The 17,451-nt window shown below is 60.1% G+C and carries 12 protein-coding genes and 1 tRNA gene; all 13 read right to left on the minus strand.

The genetic code is table 11. The annotated features are described in order from the left end of the window. Window positions 1-285: 285 nt before the first annotated feature. A complete protein-coding gene (locus tag KG007_RS07275) occupies window positions 286-1,128 on the minus strand; it encodes a bifunctional methionine sulfoxide reductase B/A protein (protein ID WP_195460568.1) in 843 nt (280 codons plus the stop codon). Window positions 1,129-1,292: 164 nt separating this feature from the next. Beyond that, on the minus strand, window positions 1,293-2,546 hold the full coding sequence (hutI, locus tag KG007_RS07280; protein ID WP_213347892.1) for an imidazolonepropionase: 1,254 nt from the start codon (window positions 2,544-2,546) through the stop codon (window positions 1,293-1,295). Then, window positions 2,543-4,024, minus strand: a complete 1,482-nt coding sequence (hutH, locus tag KG007_RS07285; protein WP_213347893.1) for a histidine ammonia-lyase — start codon at window positions 4,022-4,024, stop codon at window positions 2,543-2,545. Before hutH ends, hutI begins: the two co-directional genes overlap by 4 nt. A gap of 349 nt (window positions 4,025-4,373) precedes the next feature. Then, entirely contained in the window at window positions 4,374-6,389 is a 2,016-nt protein-coding gene (locus KG007_RS07290) for a urocanate hydratase (RefSeq protein ID WP_213347894.1), read from the minus strand. 1 nt (window position 6,390) lies between these two features. Next, a complete protein-coding gene (gene ftcD / locus KG007_RS07295) occupies window positions 6,391-8,091 on the minus strand; it encodes a glutamate formimidoyltransferase (RefSeq protein WP_213347895.1) in 1,701 nt (566 codons plus the stop codon). Window positions 8,092-8,288: 197 nt separating this feature from the next. Then, window positions 8,289-10,271 carry a TonB-dependent receptor gene (locus tag KG007_RS07300; RefSeq protein ID WP_213347896.1) on the minus strand — a complete coding sequence of 661 codons (1,983 nt, stop codon included), beginning with the start codon at window positions 10,269-10,271 and terminating at the stop codon, window positions 8,289-8,291. Window positions 10,272-10,437: 166 nt separating this feature from the next. Then, window positions 10,438-11,532 carry a pectate lyase gene (pelA, locus tag KG007_RS07305; RefSeq protein ID WP_213347897.1) on the minus strand — a complete coding sequence of 365 codons (1,095 nt, stop codon included), beginning with the start codon at window positions 11,530-11,532 and terminating at the stop codon, window positions 10,438-10,440. A gap of 20 nt (window positions 11,533-11,552) precedes the next feature. Then, window positions 11,553-12,845 carry a cysteate synthase gene (locus KG007_RS07310; protein WP_213347898.1) on the minus strand — a complete coding sequence of 431 codons (1,293 nt, stop codon included), beginning with the start codon at window positions 12,843-12,845 and terminating at the stop codon, window positions 11,553-11,555. A 31-nt stretch (window positions 12,846-12,876) separates the two neighbouring features. After that, window positions 12,877-14,016: a carboxynorspermidine decarboxylase gene (gene nspC, locus KG007_RS07315; protein WP_213347899.1), complete on the minus strand. Its 1,140-nt coding sequence runs from the start codon at window positions 14,014-14,016 to the stop codon at window positions 12,877-12,879. Window positions 14,017-14,250: 234 nt separating this feature from the next. Next, window positions 14,251-15,441 (minus strand): saccharopine dehydrogenase family protein, encoded by a 1,191-nt coding sequence (locus KG007_RS07320; RefSeq protein WP_195460587.1) that lies wholly within the window; start codon window positions 15,439-15,441, stop codon window positions 14,251-14,253. Window positions 15,442-15,674: 233 nt separating this feature from the next. Next, window positions 15,675-15,747, minus strand: a tRNA-Lys gene (locus tag KG007_RS07325). 197 nt (window positions 15,748-15,944) lie between these two features. Beyond that, window positions 15,945-17,036, minus strand: a complete 1,092-nt coding sequence (locus tag KG007_RS07330) for a nucleotidyltransferase domain-containing protein (protein ID WP_213347900.1) — start codon at window positions 17,034-17,036, stop codon at window positions 15,945-15,947. After that, window positions 17,033-17,425, minus strand: a complete 393-nt coding sequence (locus KG007_RS07335) for a WbuC family cupin fold metalloprotein (RefSeq protein ID WP_195460595.1) — start codon at window positions 17,423-17,425, stop codon at window positions 17,033-17,035. Before KG007_RS07335 ends, KG007_RS07330 begins: the two co-directional genes overlap by 4 nt. Window positions 17,426-17,451: the final 26 nt, after the last annotated feature.

Consider the following 17,451-nt stretch of genomic DNA (forward strand, 5'->3'; position numbering starts at 1 on the left):
CATCAAGGTCTGATGCGGAGGACAAATTCAAAAAAAATTTTATCAGATACCGAAGCAAATCACTCCGGGACTTGACATTGGCAAAGGCTGTCCCGAAATTGCCCGGTCGGAAAATTTTTCGTATCTTGCAGTAGGTTATTTGAAATGCGGTATTTGAGCGCAACAAGCTGAAAATAAACCGTTACCTTTTCGTTACCTACTCTCTTATACAAAAATGTAACGACCCGATAAATCAAGTCGTTACATCACTTTAATCCCAAACCTCGAAAGGCCGGGAGTTTTCAGTCAGAAACGCTTGGTGTAAGCGTGACAGTAAGGCTGCGTTCCTTTGCGGTCGTAATAGTCCTGGTGATACCCTTCCGCAGGCCAGAAGGTCGTAGCCTGCGTGACGTGCGTCACGACATCGTAGCCCTTCGCGCGCAGCTCGGCAATCAGTTTTTCGGCCGTTTCACGCTGGGCCGGCGTCGTATAGAAAACCTCGGAGCGATACTGATCGCCGATATCCGGTCCCTGCCGGTCGACCTGCGTAGGATCGTGAATCTCGAAAAAGAGCTTCGCCAACCGCTCATAGGAGACCTTCGCAGGGTCGAACGTCACCCGCACCGCCTCGGCATGTCCCGTACGGTGGCTGCAAACCTGCTCGTAAGTGGGATTTTCGGTGTGACCGCCGATATAACCCGATTCGACATCGAGCACGCCGGGCTCCTTCGAGAGCAGGTGCTCCACACCCCAGAAACAACCTCCGGCGAAGATCGCCGTCTCGGTCTGCTCCTTTTTGGCGGGCTGGAACGCCAGCGACACGGAATTGACGCAGTGGCGCGTGTTCTTGGGCGTAAACCCCTCGCCTGCGAAAACATGCCCCAGATGGCCGCCGCACCGGGCGCAGGTAATCTCCGTCCGCCGTCCGTCGGCATCCACGCTCCGCTTCACGGCTCCGGGAATTTCGTCGTCGAAACTCGGCCAGCCGCATCCCGCGTCGAACTTGTCCGACGAACGGTACAACGGCGCGCCGCACTGCCGGCAGAGATAGGTTCCGGCCTCGTTGTGCTTGTAATAACGTCCCGTGAAGGGGGCTTCGGTCCCCTTGTCCACGATCACATGCTTCTCTTCCGGTGTCAACGGTTTCATGTTCTGTCCATTTACGACCCCGCACGCAGCGAGGCAAATTATCCATAATAAAATACGCATACGCTTCAACAGTCAAAAATTACGCCGTATACCCTGCCCGCATGCCTGAATTTACACGAATCGGCGTCGCGAAAACCGGGCCGGACACAAGGTCTGTCCCTGCACTAAAAACTGTTTCCCGAGCCGTACTCTTCCCCGCGCAGGAACACCCGCCGGATCAGCGGCGTCTGATAGGCATACGAGAAGAACTCGACGGAAGGCATCGGTTTGGTTATGAAAAAGTTGGCAACCTTACCTAAAGTAACGCTTCCGTATTCGCGGCTCAATCCCATGGCATAGGCCCCGTTGAGCGTCGCGGCGTTGATCGCCTCCGCAGGAGTCATCTTCATGCGGATCGAGGCCAGCGAAATCACCATGCGCATGTTGCCCGAGGGCGACGATCCGGGATTGTAGTCCGAAGCCAGCGCCACGCCCAGCCCCGCACCGATCATCGCGCGCGCCGGGGGATAGCTCATGCCCAGGAAGAAAGCCGCTCCCGGAAGCAGCGTCGGCATGGTCACCGCGCCGTGCAGGGCGCCGATCTCCTCGTCCCCCATGCGTTCGAGGTGGTCGACCGACAGGGCGTTGTACTCCACGCCCACCTGCACGCCTCCCGAAACGGCCAGTTCGTTGGCGTGGATTTTAGCCCGCAGTCCCAACCGACGCCCGGCCTTGAGGATGCGGGCCGTCTCTTCGACGGTAAAGAACCCCTCGTCGCAGAAAACGTCGACAAAATCGGCCAACCCTTCGGCCGCCACGGCGGGCAGCATCTCGTTGCACACCAGGTCGACGTACTCCCCCTGCCGGCCGCGGTAGGCACGCGCCACGGCATGCGCCCCGAGGAACGTGGCGCGAACCTCCAGCGGCGACGTTTCGCGGATGCGGCGGATTACGCGCAGCATCTTCAGTTCGTCTTCGGTCGTAAGGCCGTAACCGCTTTTGATCTCTACGCAGCCCGTACCCATCGCTGCAATCTCCCGCACGCGCTCCATCGCCTGAGCGTAGAGTTCGTCCTCCGAAGTTTCGTGCAGCAGGTCGGCGGAGTTGAGAATACCCCCGCCCCGCCGGGCGATCTCTTCGTAGCTCAGGCCGTTGATCTTGTCGAGAAACTCCTGTTCGCGGCTTCCGGCATAAACCAGGTGGGTGTGCGAATCACAGAACGACGGAAAGAGCATGCCCCCTTGTGCATCGACGACTTCGTCGGCGGCAATGTCACCCAGTTCGTCCATGCGTCCGAATGCGGCAAAACGACCGTTGTCGGCCAGCAGCCACGCATCCGCAAGCGTGTCGAGCGTATTCATCTCGGCGCCGCAGACCCGCATACGGCCTGTCGACTCGATGCCGACGATGCGGGCGATGTTCTTTACCAGTAATTTCATAGGCTTTGCAGGAATCGGACCGAGGCTTCGATATGGGGATACATCACCTCGTCGTTATCAATAAAGGGAACCTGTTGGCGGTAATCGGCCAGAATTTGCTCCAATACGGGCGACGTGTGCGCCGGACGGCGGAACTCGATGGCCTGTGCGGCGTTGAACAGTTCGATCGCCAGCACCCGTTCGGTGTTGCAGACCACCCGCCAGAGTTTCGTGGCGGCATTCGAACCCATGCTCACATGGTCCTCCTGCCCCTGCGACGAAGGGATCGAATCGACCGAAGCGGGCATGCAAAGCCCTTTGGACTGGCTCACGATCGAAGCCGCGGTGTACTGCGGAATCATGAAGCCGCTGTTCAGCCCGGGATTCGCCACGAGGAATTTCGGCAGTTCGCGGGCCCCGGAGATCAATTTATAGGTGCGGCGTTCGGAGATATTGGCCAGTTCGGCCAAGGCAATGGCCAGGAAATCCATCACCAGGGCAATCGGCTGGCCGTGGAAATTACCCGCCGAGACGACCATGTCCTCCTCGGGAAAAACCGTCGGGTTGTCCGTCGTAGAGTTGATTTCGGTGGTCAGCACGCTCTCGACATAGTCGATCGTGTCCTTCGAAGCCCCGTGAACCTGCGGCATACAGCGGAACGAATAGGGGTCCTGCACATGGTGCTTGACCCGGTCGATCAGTTCGCTGCCTTCGAGCAACCGCCGGATATTGCGGGCCGTCGTGAGCTGTCCTTTGTGGGCGCGGATCAGGTGGACCTCGTCGCAGAAAGGCTCGATGCGGCCATCGAACGCATCGAGCGACAGCGCTCCGATACGGTCGGCCCATTCGCTCAGGCGGCGGGCATTGATCAGCGACCAGACGCCGTAGGCGCTCATGAACTGCGTACCGTTCAGCAGCGCAAGCCCCTCTTTCGACTGCAACCGGATCGGTTCCAGCCCCAGCTCGGACAGCACCCCGGCCGAGGGGCGCACTTCGCCCTTGTATTCCACCTCGCCCAACCCCAGCAGCGGCAGGCTCATGTGGGCCAGCGGCGCGAGATCGCCCGAAGCGCCCAAGGAGCCCTGCTGGTAAACCACAGGCAGTATGTCGCGGTTGAAAAACTCTACGAGGCGCTCCACCGTCGCCAACTGCACCCCCGAATGGCCATACGAAAGCGACTGGATTTTCAGCAGCAGGATCAGCTTCACGATCTGCGAGGGGACACGTTCCCCGGTTCCGCAGGCATGCGACATCACGAGATTCTGTTGCAGGAGCGACAATTCGTCGCGGCCCACCGAAATATCGCACAGCGACCCGAATCCCGTCGTGATCCCGTAGATCGGCCGCTCGGTGTTCTCCATCTTGCGGTCGAGGTATTCGCGGCAGCGGACGATGCGCATGCGGGCATCGTCGCTCAGCGCGAGCGGCAGGCGGCGTTCAAGGATTTCGCGGATACGCCCGACGCAAAGGTGTTCCGCAGTGATATGGTGATATTCCATAAATTATTAAATCTATTTCTGTTTTTTTATTTTCAGTACGCTTACAACCTCACTCCGGTGCGGCTTACCCTTCGGGAATTCCACGACCAGCGTATCCCCCACCTCCGCAAAATCCGGACGGCAGTTCTGGCCGGGTTTAGGGATCGCAAAACGCCCCGTCACCGTATCGGATTCGTAGACAAACCGATAGTACAGCCAATAACGGAAGCCGCCCCGCACCAATTTGATCTTCCGGTCGTATATACAGGCACGCCGCGATTCGCGCTCCCGCGGAGCGCATCCGGAAAGCAGGACGGCCGCCGCAATCGCCAGGCCGGCTATCGCTATGACCCCGTGCAGCCGCAAGACGCTATTCGTTCAAAGCGTTACGCACAAGGTCCTCGTCGGCGAAACTGGGAAGTGTAACCCGCAATCCGGGCGTGCGGTCCATTTCGCGGCGGATGGCCTCGACGGCCCCTTCGTTGCGGGCCCAACTGCGGCGGGCGATGCCGTTGTTGACATCCCACAGCAGCATTTCGCGGATATGGCGGTCCGACTCCTCCGAACCGTCGATCACCATGCCGAAGCCGCCGTTGACGACCTCGCCCCAGCCTACGCCGCCGCCGTTGTGGATCGAAACCCACGTAGCGCCGCGGAACGAGTCGCCGATGACGTTCTGCACGGCCATATCTGCCGTCAGGCACGAGCCGTCGTAGATGTTCGAGGTCTCGCGGTAAGGCGAGTCGGTTCCCGAAACGTCGTGGTGGTCGCGCCCCAGCACCACGGGAGCCGTAATGCGCCCGTCGGCAATGGCACGGTTGAAGGCCTCGGCGATCTTCGTGCGGCCCTCGCAGTCGGCATAGAGGATGCGGGCCTGCGAACCCACGACCAGCCTGTTACGCCCGGCCTCGCGAATCCAGTGGATGTTGTCGTCCAACTGCCCCCAAATATCCCCGGGAGCCGTCTTCCGAATCTCTTCCAGCACTTCGGCGGCCAGCGAATCGGTCGTTTCGAGGTCCTCGGGAAGCCCCGAGGTACAAACCCAGCGGAACGGCCCGAAGCCGTAGTCGAAGAACATCGGCCCCATAATATCCTGCACATAAGAAGGATAGCGGAAACGTCCGCCCTCGCCCATCACCGCCGCCCCGGCGCGCGAGGCTTCCAGCAGGAAGGCATTGCCGTAGTCGAAGAAATACATCCCCTTGGCAGTCAGCTTGTTGATGGCGTCCACCTGCCGCCGCAGTGACTCCTGCACGCATTCGCGGAAGCGCCCGGGTTCCTCGGCCATCATCTTGTTCGAAGCCTCGCTGCTCAGCCCGACAGGATAATAACCGCCTGCCCAGGGGTTGTGGAGCGAAGTCTGGTCCGAGCCCAGATCAACGGCGATCTCTTCCGCAGCCAACCGTTCCCAGAGGTCCACGACATTGCCCACATAAGCCAGCGACACGACCTCTTTTGCCTTGACAGCCTGCCGGATACGGGGAATCAGTTCATCCAATGCTTCATGCAGTTCGTCGACCCACCCCTGCTCGTAGCGTTTCTGCGCCGCCTTGGGGTTGACCTCGGCAATAACGCTCACCACCCCCGAAATGTTACCCGCCTTGGGCTGGGCTCCCGACATACCGCCGAGGCCCGACGAGACGAACAGCATCCCGCGCGTATCGGTGCGCCCCGCCGTGAAGCGTTTGCGCGCGGCGTTCATCACCGTGATCGTCGTGCCGTGGACGATGCCCTGCGGCCCGATATACATATACGATCCGGCGGTCATCTGCCCGTACTGCGACACTCCGAGGGCGTTGAGCCGCTCCCAGTCGTCGGGCTTCGAGTAGTTGGGGATCACCATGCCGTTGGTCACCACCACGCGCGGGGCGTCGGGGTGCGACGGGAACAACCCCAGCGGATGCCCCGAGTACATCACCAGCGTCTGGCGGTCGGTCATCTCCGACAAATACTGCATTGCGAGACGGTATTGCGCCCAGTTCTGGAACACCGCGCCGTTGCCGCCGTAGGTGATCAGCTCGTGGGGATGCTGGGCGACCTTCGGGTCGAGGTTGTTCTGGATCATCAGCATGATGGCCGCCGCCTGCCGGCAGCGGGCGGGATACTCGTCGATGGGCCGCGCATACATCTCGTAGTCGGGACGCAGGCGGTACATATAGATACGGCCGTATTTGCGCAACTCCTCGGCGAACTCCTTCGCCAGAACGGCGTGGTGCTTGACGGGGAAGTAACGCAGGGCGTTTTTCAAGGCCAGCACCTTCTCTTCGTCCGAAAGGATATCCTTGCGCTTGGGCGCATGGTTGATCTGCCGGTCATAGGGTTTCGCGGCGGGCAGCCGGTCGGGAATACCCGCGCGTATGTCATTCTGGAATTCTTCGCGTGTCATATCATCCGATTTTCTGTTCGACGATCTTCAGTATTTCGGCCTCCTCGCGCCGGGCTTCGGTCGCCAGGGCGTCCGCCTCGGCGACGAGCGCGTCGGCCTTCGTGCGGTCCTTCAGCCCCGCGGCGTTGATCTTCACATTGAGACAAGCCCCCAGCACGGCGCTGCGGGCCGCCAGCGCGCCTACTCCCGCGTCGGAGACCGAATTGGGATTGCCCTCCGAGGCCATCGCACGCACGATTTCGAAAACCCGCGACGCGGCCTTCATCGTTCGCAGCGGAACCTCGGTGGCATAGAGCGTCGCCTGCTGCAGGGCCGCACTGCGCGCCGCCTTCTCCTCGTCAGTCGATTTGGGCATGGCAAAGACCGCCATAATGCGGTTGAACGCCGCGGTGTCTTCGTCCACGAGGTGCAGGAGTTCCGCGAGGACGGCCTGTCCCTTTTCGGCCCAGTCGGAAAACTCTTCCCAGCGGTCGTCCCAGCCCGCCTTGTGCGACGAGAGGTTGGCGACCATCGTGCCGAGGGCCGCGCCCAGTGCACCCATATAAGCCGCAATCGAGCCGCCGCCAGGAGCGGGCGATTCGCTCGCCGTCTCCAAGGCGAACGATTTGCAAGTCATATCAATAAGCCGCTTTTGTTCAACCTCCGCTTCAAGCAGGTATTCGATAACCTTTTCGGCCGGATCGAACGGTTTCAGATCGTCGAGCCCCATCGACTTGACGGCGATGCGGACGATCTCCTCCTCGGCGATACCCGTCGAGCGGCGCTGTTTGCGGAGGTAGTATTTGCCCGCCTCGACAAGGGCGCGCTTCGGAACCAGGCCCACGATCTCGGTCCCCGTAACACGCACGCCGCGGGCGTCGGCCTTACGGCACACCTCGTCGAAAGCGACGTGCAGGGGCGTCGCGGCCAGGTCGGTGATGTTCATCGAAACCTGCGCGATGCCGTACTCCTCGATAAACCACCCGATCGCTTTCGTGGCCGGAAGCGTCCCGGGCTGCATCAGGGGATTGCCGGCGGCGTCCTTCACCACCCTGCCCGTGATCGGGTTGCCCTCGCGGACGGGACGGCCCTTCTCACGTACGTCGAAAGCAATAGCGTTGGCACGGCGCGTGGAGGTGGTGTTCAGGTTGAAATTGACAGCAATCAGAAAATCGCGGGCCCCGACGGTCGTGGCGCCCGTACGGGCTATGCCCTCGTCGAAGGGACGGGTCCCGAAATCAGGCGCAGACTCCTTGCGGGCCAGTTTTTCGGGCAGGGCCTCGTACTCCCCGGCACGGCAGACGGCCAGGTTTTTCCGCTCGGGCATAAAGGCCGCGGCCTCGTAGGCGTAGGTCGGAATCCGCAGCTCGTCGGCAATACGCCGGGCCAGCCCGCGCGCCAGGTCGGCGCACTCTTCGAGCGTAATGCCCGCAATCGGGATCAGCGGCAGCACGTCGGTAGCCCCCATGCGGGGATGCGCCCCCTTGTGGCGGCGCATGTCGATCAGTTCGGCGGCTCGCTTCACCCCTGCGAAAGCGGCCTCGACAACCGCCTCCGGTTCGCCGACGAAGGTTACAACCGTACGATTGGTCGCCTCGCCGGGGTCTACGTCGAGCAATTTGACGCCTCCGGAGGCCTCGATGGCTGCGGTGATTTGCCGAATTACGGTTTTATCGCGCCCCTCGCTGAAATTGGGGACGCACTCGATGATTCGTTTGGACATAGGATCGGCTCTTTAAAATTCTTATACTTCCAAAGATAGAAAATAATCGGGATAATTCCGATAAATTCGTAACAAAACAGGCAGTTTTCGCGAAAAACAGAAAGGTCCGGCGCAACAATGCGCCGGACCGGGATTGCAGCCGGACGGGGACGGGAGGCATTCCGCAAACGGACATGTCCCGCCCCCGGAAGCGAAGATTACCTGCCGAGGGTCAGCACCACCCCGCCCGTGCACCAGAAGCCCGGCAGGGGAATACCGCCGATATCGCAGTAGCGCGTATCGGTGATGTTCGTTGTGTCGACATAGAGGCGGCAGATGCCCTTTTCCCATTGCAGGCGTCCGTCGAGCAGGAAATAGGGCTTGTAGTCGCGGTCCTCGCTAAGGGACGCATTGCCCGGCTCGGGGTAATGCGTGTAGCTGCCGTTGCGGTCGTAGACCGAACCGGTCAGCGCTAGCGACATTCGGCGCAGGAAACGCACCTCCACGGCCAGCGCCGCCTTATGGCGCATGAAATCCATGGCGCTTTTGGCGATGATGTCTGCATTCCGGTCGGTCGTAATATAGCCGAAGGAAAGTGTGATGCGGCGCAGGAAACCCGTCGCTGCGGTGTAACCGCCCGCGAGTTCGACGCCGTAGGTATCGAGACGGCTCGACTGTTCGGAATGCCATTTGCCGTCCATGTCTTCGCGCCGGACCCAGTCGATGATGTCGCGTCCGGCACGGTAGTAGGCCTGCGCCGAAACGCTCCAGCAACGCTTGAGGTAATCAGCCCCGAGACGATAAGTGACAGCATGTTCCGGCCCCAGATCGAGATTGTTGATCTGGGCCGGGGAAGTGTAGTAGAGGTCCGTGAATGTCGGCAGGCGCATCGACTGCCACGCCCCGGCTTCGAGGTGCAGCCCGGCCGCAGGGGCATAGCCCGCCGAAAGACTCCACAGGGCCGAAGTGCCGTAAGGCGTGAGGCTCACGCCCGCGGAAGCCGCCGCGTCGAAACGCCGCCACTGCTTCGTGTGCCGCAGCCAGAGATTGCCCGTATGGCGCGCTTTGGCATGGGTGTAGTGCCCCTCGGGACGCCGCAATTTCTCGCCGAGGTTGGTACTGTAAATATGATTGAAAGCGTAATCGCCTCCCAGCGAGGTCGTTCCTGCCGCCCAGCCGCAGTCGGCCCAGAACTTCGCCCCGGCATTATCGGTGTTGTGGCGGTTCATGGCCGTGCCGCGGGTCCAGTCGTAGCGGTCGAAGTTCTTGCGGTAACTCGCCGCAGTCCCGAAGGAGAACCGCCCCGCGGTTTTCAGCCACCGCAGCGACGCCAGCGCCGTTGCAGTATGCTCCCATTGGTCGGGATTGTAGGCGGCGTAAAAGCCGTTGGAGCCGAAATCGCGGTCCTGCCACCCGGCCTGCAAGTCGAAAAAACCGGCCCGCCCGCCGTCGCAGGTCGCCCGCACGAAGGCATTGTAGTTGGAGAAATCGGTATTGTGCCGGTAGCCGTCGCTGCGGCGGTACGAGGCCGCACCGAGCACCGAGAAACGGCCCGAGGTCACCGCACCCGAAAGGTTCGTGTAGGCGTAGCCGTACTGGCCGCCCGAGCCTTCGAAACGCAGATAAGTCGGGCGCAGCGGCGCGGTACGGATGTTTACCGCTCCGGCATAAGCCCCGACGCCGGGCACACCGTCGATCAGTTCCACGGACGAGATGCAGTCGAGATCGACCGGCAGCGCGTGGGACTGATGCCCGGTGCGGGCGTCCGTAAAATCAATACCGTTGAGAAGGACCATGGTCTGGTCGAAAGAGCCTCCCCGGATGAAGATGTCGGCCTGCGTCCCCTTGCCTCCGCGTTCGCGGACATCGACCGAAGGCGCAAGGCGCAGGGCGGCTTCCAGAGTCTGGACAGGCGCCGGGGCCTGGGCTTTCCGGTCGAAAAGCGGGGTGTGCGACTGGGCGTTGCGCGCGGGAGCCGCCTGGCTCCCTGTAATGCCGACCTCCCGGATCCGCAATGTCCTGAGGACAGCGGCCGTGTCGGCACTCTGCGCGGACGCACCTTGCGTCGCCAGCAGCAGGATCGACATCCCGACAGAGAGAACCCCGATGGTCACGTAGCGCCGAAGGCTCGCAAAGACCGACCAGCCCTTACGGTTCCAGCGCCTGAAGCAGGGGTACTGCTTTGCTTGGATGTTTTCCATGTGTTTAAATTTGGATTAAGAATAAAAAAACAGCGTCTGAACCAGGGTCCGGCTGCAAGTCCTCCCTCATTCAAACGCGGCAAAGGTAACAAAAAAACGGGCCTGTACAGCCCGTTTTCGGTAAATTGCGACCGCAACACACCGGAAATAACCGGCGAGCGACGATCTATCTTTCAATCCGGCGCAGCCACTCGGGATACTTTTTCAGCACCTTATTGCCCCACGTGCCGTACCACGAGTAGCCCACACGCCGTTCGGCAGGGACTTCGCGCAGGTCGTAGACCTTCACCCCCTCGCGCGTGGCGAAGAAAGGACGGTTATCGGCCAGTTCGCTGTAACGCGGCCACATCGGGGCGGCCCCGGGATCGTCGACCACCACGCGGTCCCTCTTGATCTTCCGGTCCTCCTCCAGTCCTTCGGGCACGGCAACCGTTACGACCTTTTTACCCGTGATTTTCGTACGGTCGAACCACGCGGCGGCGGCTTTGACCGCTTCGACGACCTCGGGCGAAGGTTTTTTGATACGCATGAGCAGCATCGTGATGTCGGCACTCTCGCCGGCCGACAGCGCAGGGAGTTCATAGGCCCGGGCCTTGACGGGCTGCAGCGTCTCATGGTCGTACTGCTGGGCCCAGACGGTCCGGACGCCGTCCTGCACCCACTGGGTTTTCAGAATCAGCTCGATTCCCCGATCCCACGAAGCACGAATGCGGGATTTCAGGGAGTCGTCGACCCACGTATAGAGCGATTTTCCGGAGAGCACCTCGTTCCACGTCGAAAGCACACCGTAGATGATGCCGTCGTTGAACGTCACGGCGTCGGCGTCCCAGCCCCGCCAGCCGCCGTTGGGATACTGCGCCGCAAGCATGTATTCCATACCCCGGCGGGCTGAATTGCGGAAGAGGGTATCCCCGGTCAGCGCATAGACGTTCGAGAGGTATTCGACCTGCGTGTAGACATTGGCGTTGTCGAGCGTCGAAAGGCGGTGGCGCGGTTTGAGGGCGGCCTTCACCGAATCGGGATCGAGCCTGGCCAGCATGTCGAGATTCTTGGGCCAGCCGCCGTCGGCGTTCTGGTAAGCGACGATGTTGCCGGCGATCTCACGGAACTGATCGGGCTTATAACGCTCGTAAGCCTGCGCGCCGTGCTCCTTGTTCCAATGGTTTACGGCATCGGCGAAACGCCCCGTAGGAACAGGCTGCTGAGCGCCTGCGGAAAAGGTGACTAACGACACGGCTAAAGCAATGATTGTCTTTTTCATAAGCCCGGTTATTTAACAAATCAGTTGAACAGCGCTTCGACTTTCTCCACGACATCGTTTTCGTCGGGGACAAGCGGGAAGACATGGCTCGGTTTGAGATACCACAGCTCCTTGCCCTCCTTGAAATGCTCCTCGCCGCCGCCCGTGATGTTGAGCATGACGGTAGCGTCTTTCTCGATCTTGCCCGCAGCGACCGCATTGACGAGCGAAGCCAGCGCAACACCCGCCGCCGAGTAGATGTCGACGCCTTCGAGTTCGTGGAACAGTTTGCGGGCCTTGCGGGCCATGGCGTTCGTAGCCACGAAAACCTCGCCGCCGGTAGCTTTCAGGGCATCGAACAGGCCGCCCGTGATACTGTAAGGGGGACGGCGGTTCGAGAGCACCTTGGCGTCGATAATCTCCGCATCGCGGCGCGCCTTATCGTCGTCGTAGTGCAGCAATTTGCGCGAATCGGCCTGCCAAGCGTCGTACATCGGAACGAACGGAGCGTTCTGCGACACCATCAGTTTCATCGTATTCTGCCCGAAACGGCCGTCCTGCACGAGACGCATATTGGCCTCCCAGGCGGCGATAGCGCCCGTGCCGCTGCCCACGGCCTGAAAATAGTAGTCGGGAATGCGGCCGATGGTCGTCACGGCAGAAAGCACCGTGCAGGCCATGCCGTCGCGGCGTGCGATGTTCTTGGCGCCGCCCTCGGCGTAGAACCCGGGGCCTTTCAGTGCGATGTCGCTCAGATTGATGGCATCGAAATAGTCGCCGCCCTTCTCGCAGGAAATGAGTTTCACGCAGGGGTTCAGCGGCTCGTCGAACCACAGGGCCCCGATATTGTCGAAGGGAACCGAAAGCAGCAGTTTGATGTTGTTATCCGAGCAGACCTTGGCGAAGGCACGGGCGGTATTTCCGGCCGAAGCCACCACCAGCACGCGCTGTTCGTCGGCAGCGGCACGGCCGCAGACGCTGTAAGCCTCGGTCTCCTTGAACGAACAGGTCGACATCGTCGCGCCGATGGCCGGATAGTAGCCGTTGAAGGTGATCCAGAGGTTTTCCAGCCCGAGATGTCCGGCAAGTCCCTTGCTCTTATAGGTCACGGGAGCCGACGAACCTTTGAGGATGCGCCGCACGGGCATCCAGTCCGAGAAACGGTACAGACCCCAGTCGGCAGGTTTCACGTCGATCTGCTTGCGGGCGTATTTGGCGCGGACAAGCGACGGTTCTTTGCACTGCGGGTCGGCAAGCATCCAGCCGGCGTCTTCGAATTCGCGGCCCGTGGCAACGCATTCCAGCGTGTAAGGTGTAGGTGTAAAATCTTTCATGAAAAGGTTTGGGATATCTTTGTATAGTTGTTTACGACATGCGGTTTTTGAAATCCTCGTAGCCGAATTCGCGGATGATGTCCGCGCGGCCGTCGCGGCGCACGATGACGATGGCGGGATGGTGAACGCCGTTGAACATCGTAGTCTTGACCATCGTGTAGTGGATCATGTCTTCGAAAACGATGCGCTCCCCTACTTTCAGGTCATGATCGAAAGCCCAGTCGCCGTAGTAATCGCCCGCAAGGCAGCTCGTACCGCCCATGCGCCAGCGTCGTTCGCCCTCGGCAGGCTCGTGCGCGCCGACGATAGCGGGTTTGTAGGGCATTTCGAGGCAGTCGGGCATGTGGCAGGCGAACGACACGTCGAGCATAGACGTCGTCACCCCGCCGTTCTCGACGATGTCCTCGACGGTCGAAACCAGATAGCCCGTACGCCACGTGAAGGCACTGCCGGGTTCGAGGATCAGCCGCAGGTTCGGGTGGCGGGACTTGAAACCGCGGAGCAGGGCGATCAGGCAGTCGCAGTCGTATTCGGCATGCGTCATCAGGTGGCCGCCGCCCATATTGAGCCACTTTACCCGATCGAGCAGATGCCCGAAATGTTTCTCGACGGCCTCCAGGGCCAGCCGCAGGTGCTCGGGGCGCGATTCGCAGAGGACATGGAAATGAAGTCCTTCGATACCTTCCGGAAGGCCGCCGTACGCCGCCAACTGCTCGGCCGTGACGCCCAGCCGCGAGCCGGGGACGCAGGGGTTGTAGAGGTCCGTTTCGACAGGCGAATACTGCGGGTTGATCCTCAGGCCGCACGAAATGCCGTTGATAAGGGCCTTCTGGCCGAAGCGCTCGAACTGAGATACGGAATTAAAAGTGATATGGTCGCTGCAACGCAGGATTTCGTCGATATTGGAGTCCGTGTAGACCGGGGCGTAGGTATGGGCAGGACGCCCGAACTCCTCGAAAACGAGGCGCGCCTCGGCGGCGGAACTTGCAGTCGCACCGTCGGAATGCTGCGCCAACTCGGAAAAAATGCTCCACATGGCGCAGGCCTTCAGGGCGACAATAATTTCCGCACCGGATTCCCGGCGCACACGGCCGATAGTCGCCAGGTTCCGGTCCAGCAATTCCTCGTCGAGGACGTAGCACGGTGAAGGCAGTTTCAGAAAGTCAATCATCGAATTGTTTTTAGCTCAAAACAGTTGCAAAAATAGCAAAATCATTGCGAATAACAGCCCTGCGTGGGCTGGTTTTTGGGAGAAATACGCATTTATACTTACACGCAGACCGCGCAAAACGGCAAAGGCCGCAGGTTTGTCCCTTAACAGAGCAGAGCGCGGACGGGACGTATTTAAACGCTCCATTCGCGCCCTGCGAAAGCAAGTGCAGAAATGCCCTATAAAACCGGAGAACTACACTTCGAGGTTCACATCGAACAACTCGTGCCACGGCAAACCCTGTTCGCCCAGTTCGGCGAGGAAGGGATCGGGATCGAATTCCTCGACGTTGAACACCCCGGCGCCGCGCCACAGCCCCTTGGCCCACATCGAAGCGCCCAGCGCCGCGGGAACACCCGTCGTGAACGAAACGGCCTGCGTGCCGGTCTCCTTGAAAGCCTGTTCGTGGTCGCAGTTATTATAGATGTAGTACGTGCGCTCCTTGCCGTCCTTGAGGCCCTTGATGCGGCAGCCGATCGAGGTCTGGCCGTGATAGTTGGCGCCCAGCGACTTGGGATCGGGCAAGACGGCCTTGAGGAACTGGATCGGAACGATCTCGACGCCGTTGTAGATGATCGGGTCGATACGCGCCATGCCGATATTCTGGATCACACGCAGGTGCGTGAGGTACTCCTGGCCGAAAGTCATCCAGAAGCGCGCCCGCTTGATCGTAGGATAGTTCTTCACGAGCGACTCCAGCTCCTCGTGGTAAATGACGTACGACTCGCGCTCGCCGATACCGGGGTAATTGAGCGGCCGGTGAATCTGGTGCGGCTCGGTCACGACCCACTGGCCGTTCTCGTAGTAGCGGCCCTTCTGGGTCACCTCGCGGATATTGATTTCGGGATTGAAGTTCGTAGCGAAGGCCATGCCGTGGTTGCCGGCATTGCAGTCGACGATATCGAGGTAGTGGATCTCGTCGAAATGGTGTTTGGCGGCATAGGCTGTGAAGATAGCCGTCACGCCCGGGTCGAAACCGCAGCCGAGGATGGCCGTAAGGCCTGCAGCCTTGAAGCGGTCCTGATAGGCCCACTGCCACGAATATTCGAAATGCGCCTCGTCTTTCGGCTCGTAGTTGGCCGTGTCGAGGTAGTTGCAGCCGCATTCGAGACAGGCGTCCATGATCGTCAAATCCTGATACGGAAGCGCTACGTTGACCACGATGTCGGGTTTGAACGAGCGGAACAACTCGCACAACTGCGGCACGTTGTCGGCATCGACCTCGGCGGTCTTCACGCGGTTGCCGCCGATAGCTGCCGCCACGGCATCGCATTTGGATTTGGTACGGCTGGCCAGCATCACGTCCGTAAAGACGGGATTGGCTGCAATTTTCTGCGTCACCACCGTTCCGACGCCTCCTGCACCGATTATTAGCGCTTTACACATAGAATTATTCAGTTTTAAAAGTTTAAATTCATTTTAATGCCTACAAAAATATCTTTTTATTTCGGCAAATCAAAATCCGCGCATCAAATTTCCCGCCCCATCACGTCCGGGCCTGCCGCAAGCAGGAAAGCAAAAAATGACACAAGGTTGTTTCAAAAACGGCAAAAACGCCGGATCGTCAGAATAACAATCCTTCTAAAGAAAAAAGGCGACTACTCTCGTAATCGCCTTTGTGATCCCGCTGGGGCTCGAACCCAGGACCCCAACATTAAAAGTGTTGTGCTCTACCAGCTGAGCTACGGAATCTCCGATACCAAAATGGGAATCGCTTCCGTTTTGGTGGTGCAAATGTACGGATTTATTTTTAATATGCAACACCCGACCTGCAATTTTTGCGCAAAAGTGTGTTTTTTTACCTTCCCGGATGGCTATCCTACCCTGTCTTTTTCCGGCCGAAAGGAATCCGACAAAACAAAAGAGCCGGCAAAAGCCGACTCCCGGAATCAGTTCGCTCCGATGGATTGCGGGCGTTTGAGGTGGGCCCAGACGGAACGCACGAAAGCGCCGGCGAGGCTCTCGTTGAAGACGATCCGGTGTTTCCAGCGGTTCGTCCACCAGCGGTGGGTCTTGAACCAGACGACACGCAGCAGGCCCGACGGCGCTCTATCCGAAAATGCGGGACTGAGGATTTCGTCCAGCACACGCTCTTCGAGATCGGCATTGCGAACCATACCGGGAACCGCCGCGGGGTCGAGCCCCAGGTAATCGACGCAGATGGCATTGAGGCAGTTCAGGAACTCTGTCATCCCGGCATCCCGGGCAGCAGCGTACAAAGCCTCCCAGTCGATCCGGTCGTGGCAGTGCGCAACGAAGACATGCCAGTCGATCACATGCCGCAGTCCGATGTTGATCGCAGCAAAGTGGACGGCAGCATGGCGCAGCAGGAACAGGGCGTTGAGTTGCTCCGAAGGCAGGTATACGGCGACCCCGGCAACGGCAACCGACTCGCCGGGCTGCGCCGCATATTGTTTGAACAGCCGTTCGAGGCGCGCGTTCGAGGCATGCGTCAGCGTGTTGACGAAATCGTAATGGTTTTCGATCATGACGCCGTCGATGTCGAACGTCGTATGATGCTCCTTATGTACGTCGACCGGAGCGCCCCACTCTTTGGCGACCAGTTTGTCGGCCTCGGGCTGGCGGCCGAAAAGCCAGATGTCGATGTCCCCGTAGGGGCGGTGCTCCGGAACGGGATAGAAAAGACTCAGTCCATAGCCTTTGAGCACCATCATCGGGATGGCGTGTTCCCGGTAGAACGAGGCGAGTTTGGCGATGACTTTCTCCTGCAGGCGGTAGACCTTTTCAATCTGATCGACATTGACGGCCCATTGCAGGCGCAGCCCTTTGGGAGGCTGCATCGTTTCAGGCAGAAATTGCAGCCCGTCCCATGCCTGGGCCAGCACGCCCTGGGCCGACGAAAGGTCGTAAATCCCGCGCCAGAGCCCTGCATCGCAGTTTTCGAACAGCGCAGCGTCGTCCATACGGCCGTGCAGCGTCGCCCGCAGCAGGGCAAACAGATTTTCAGCAGCCCGCGTCATCGCACCATGTCCTCCGGCGCCAACGGCGTATAAGGACCGTCCTTGACCTCGAACAGCACCGTGCCGCTTTCGAGAACCTCCAGCGTATGCCACTGCCCTTTCGGAACGTGGATGCCGTATACGCCTTTGCGCGGATCGAGGGCGAAGCGTTCGGTCTCGTTGCCGCGTTGGTCGCAGAAAATCACATCGAAGCGGCCACGCAGAATAACGTAGGTTTCAGCCGTATGGGGATGGCGGTGAACGGGCAGCACCGTGCCCGGTTCCAGCGCGTTGAGCAGGCGCTGGGCCTTGGCGTCGAGCGAGTCATGGAGGTTGAAATTCATCCGCAGGCGTTCGCTGTCCTTTGCCCGGGCAGTTACTTCGTCCAGAAGTTTATCGTCGAGAATCATCGTGTCGAGGATTTGAATTAGTCCCG

This window comes from Alistipes montrealensis, from assembly GCF_018362775.1.
GTDB lineage: Bacteria > Bacteroidota > Bacteroidia > Bacteroidales > Rikenellaceae > Alistipes > Alistipes montrealensis.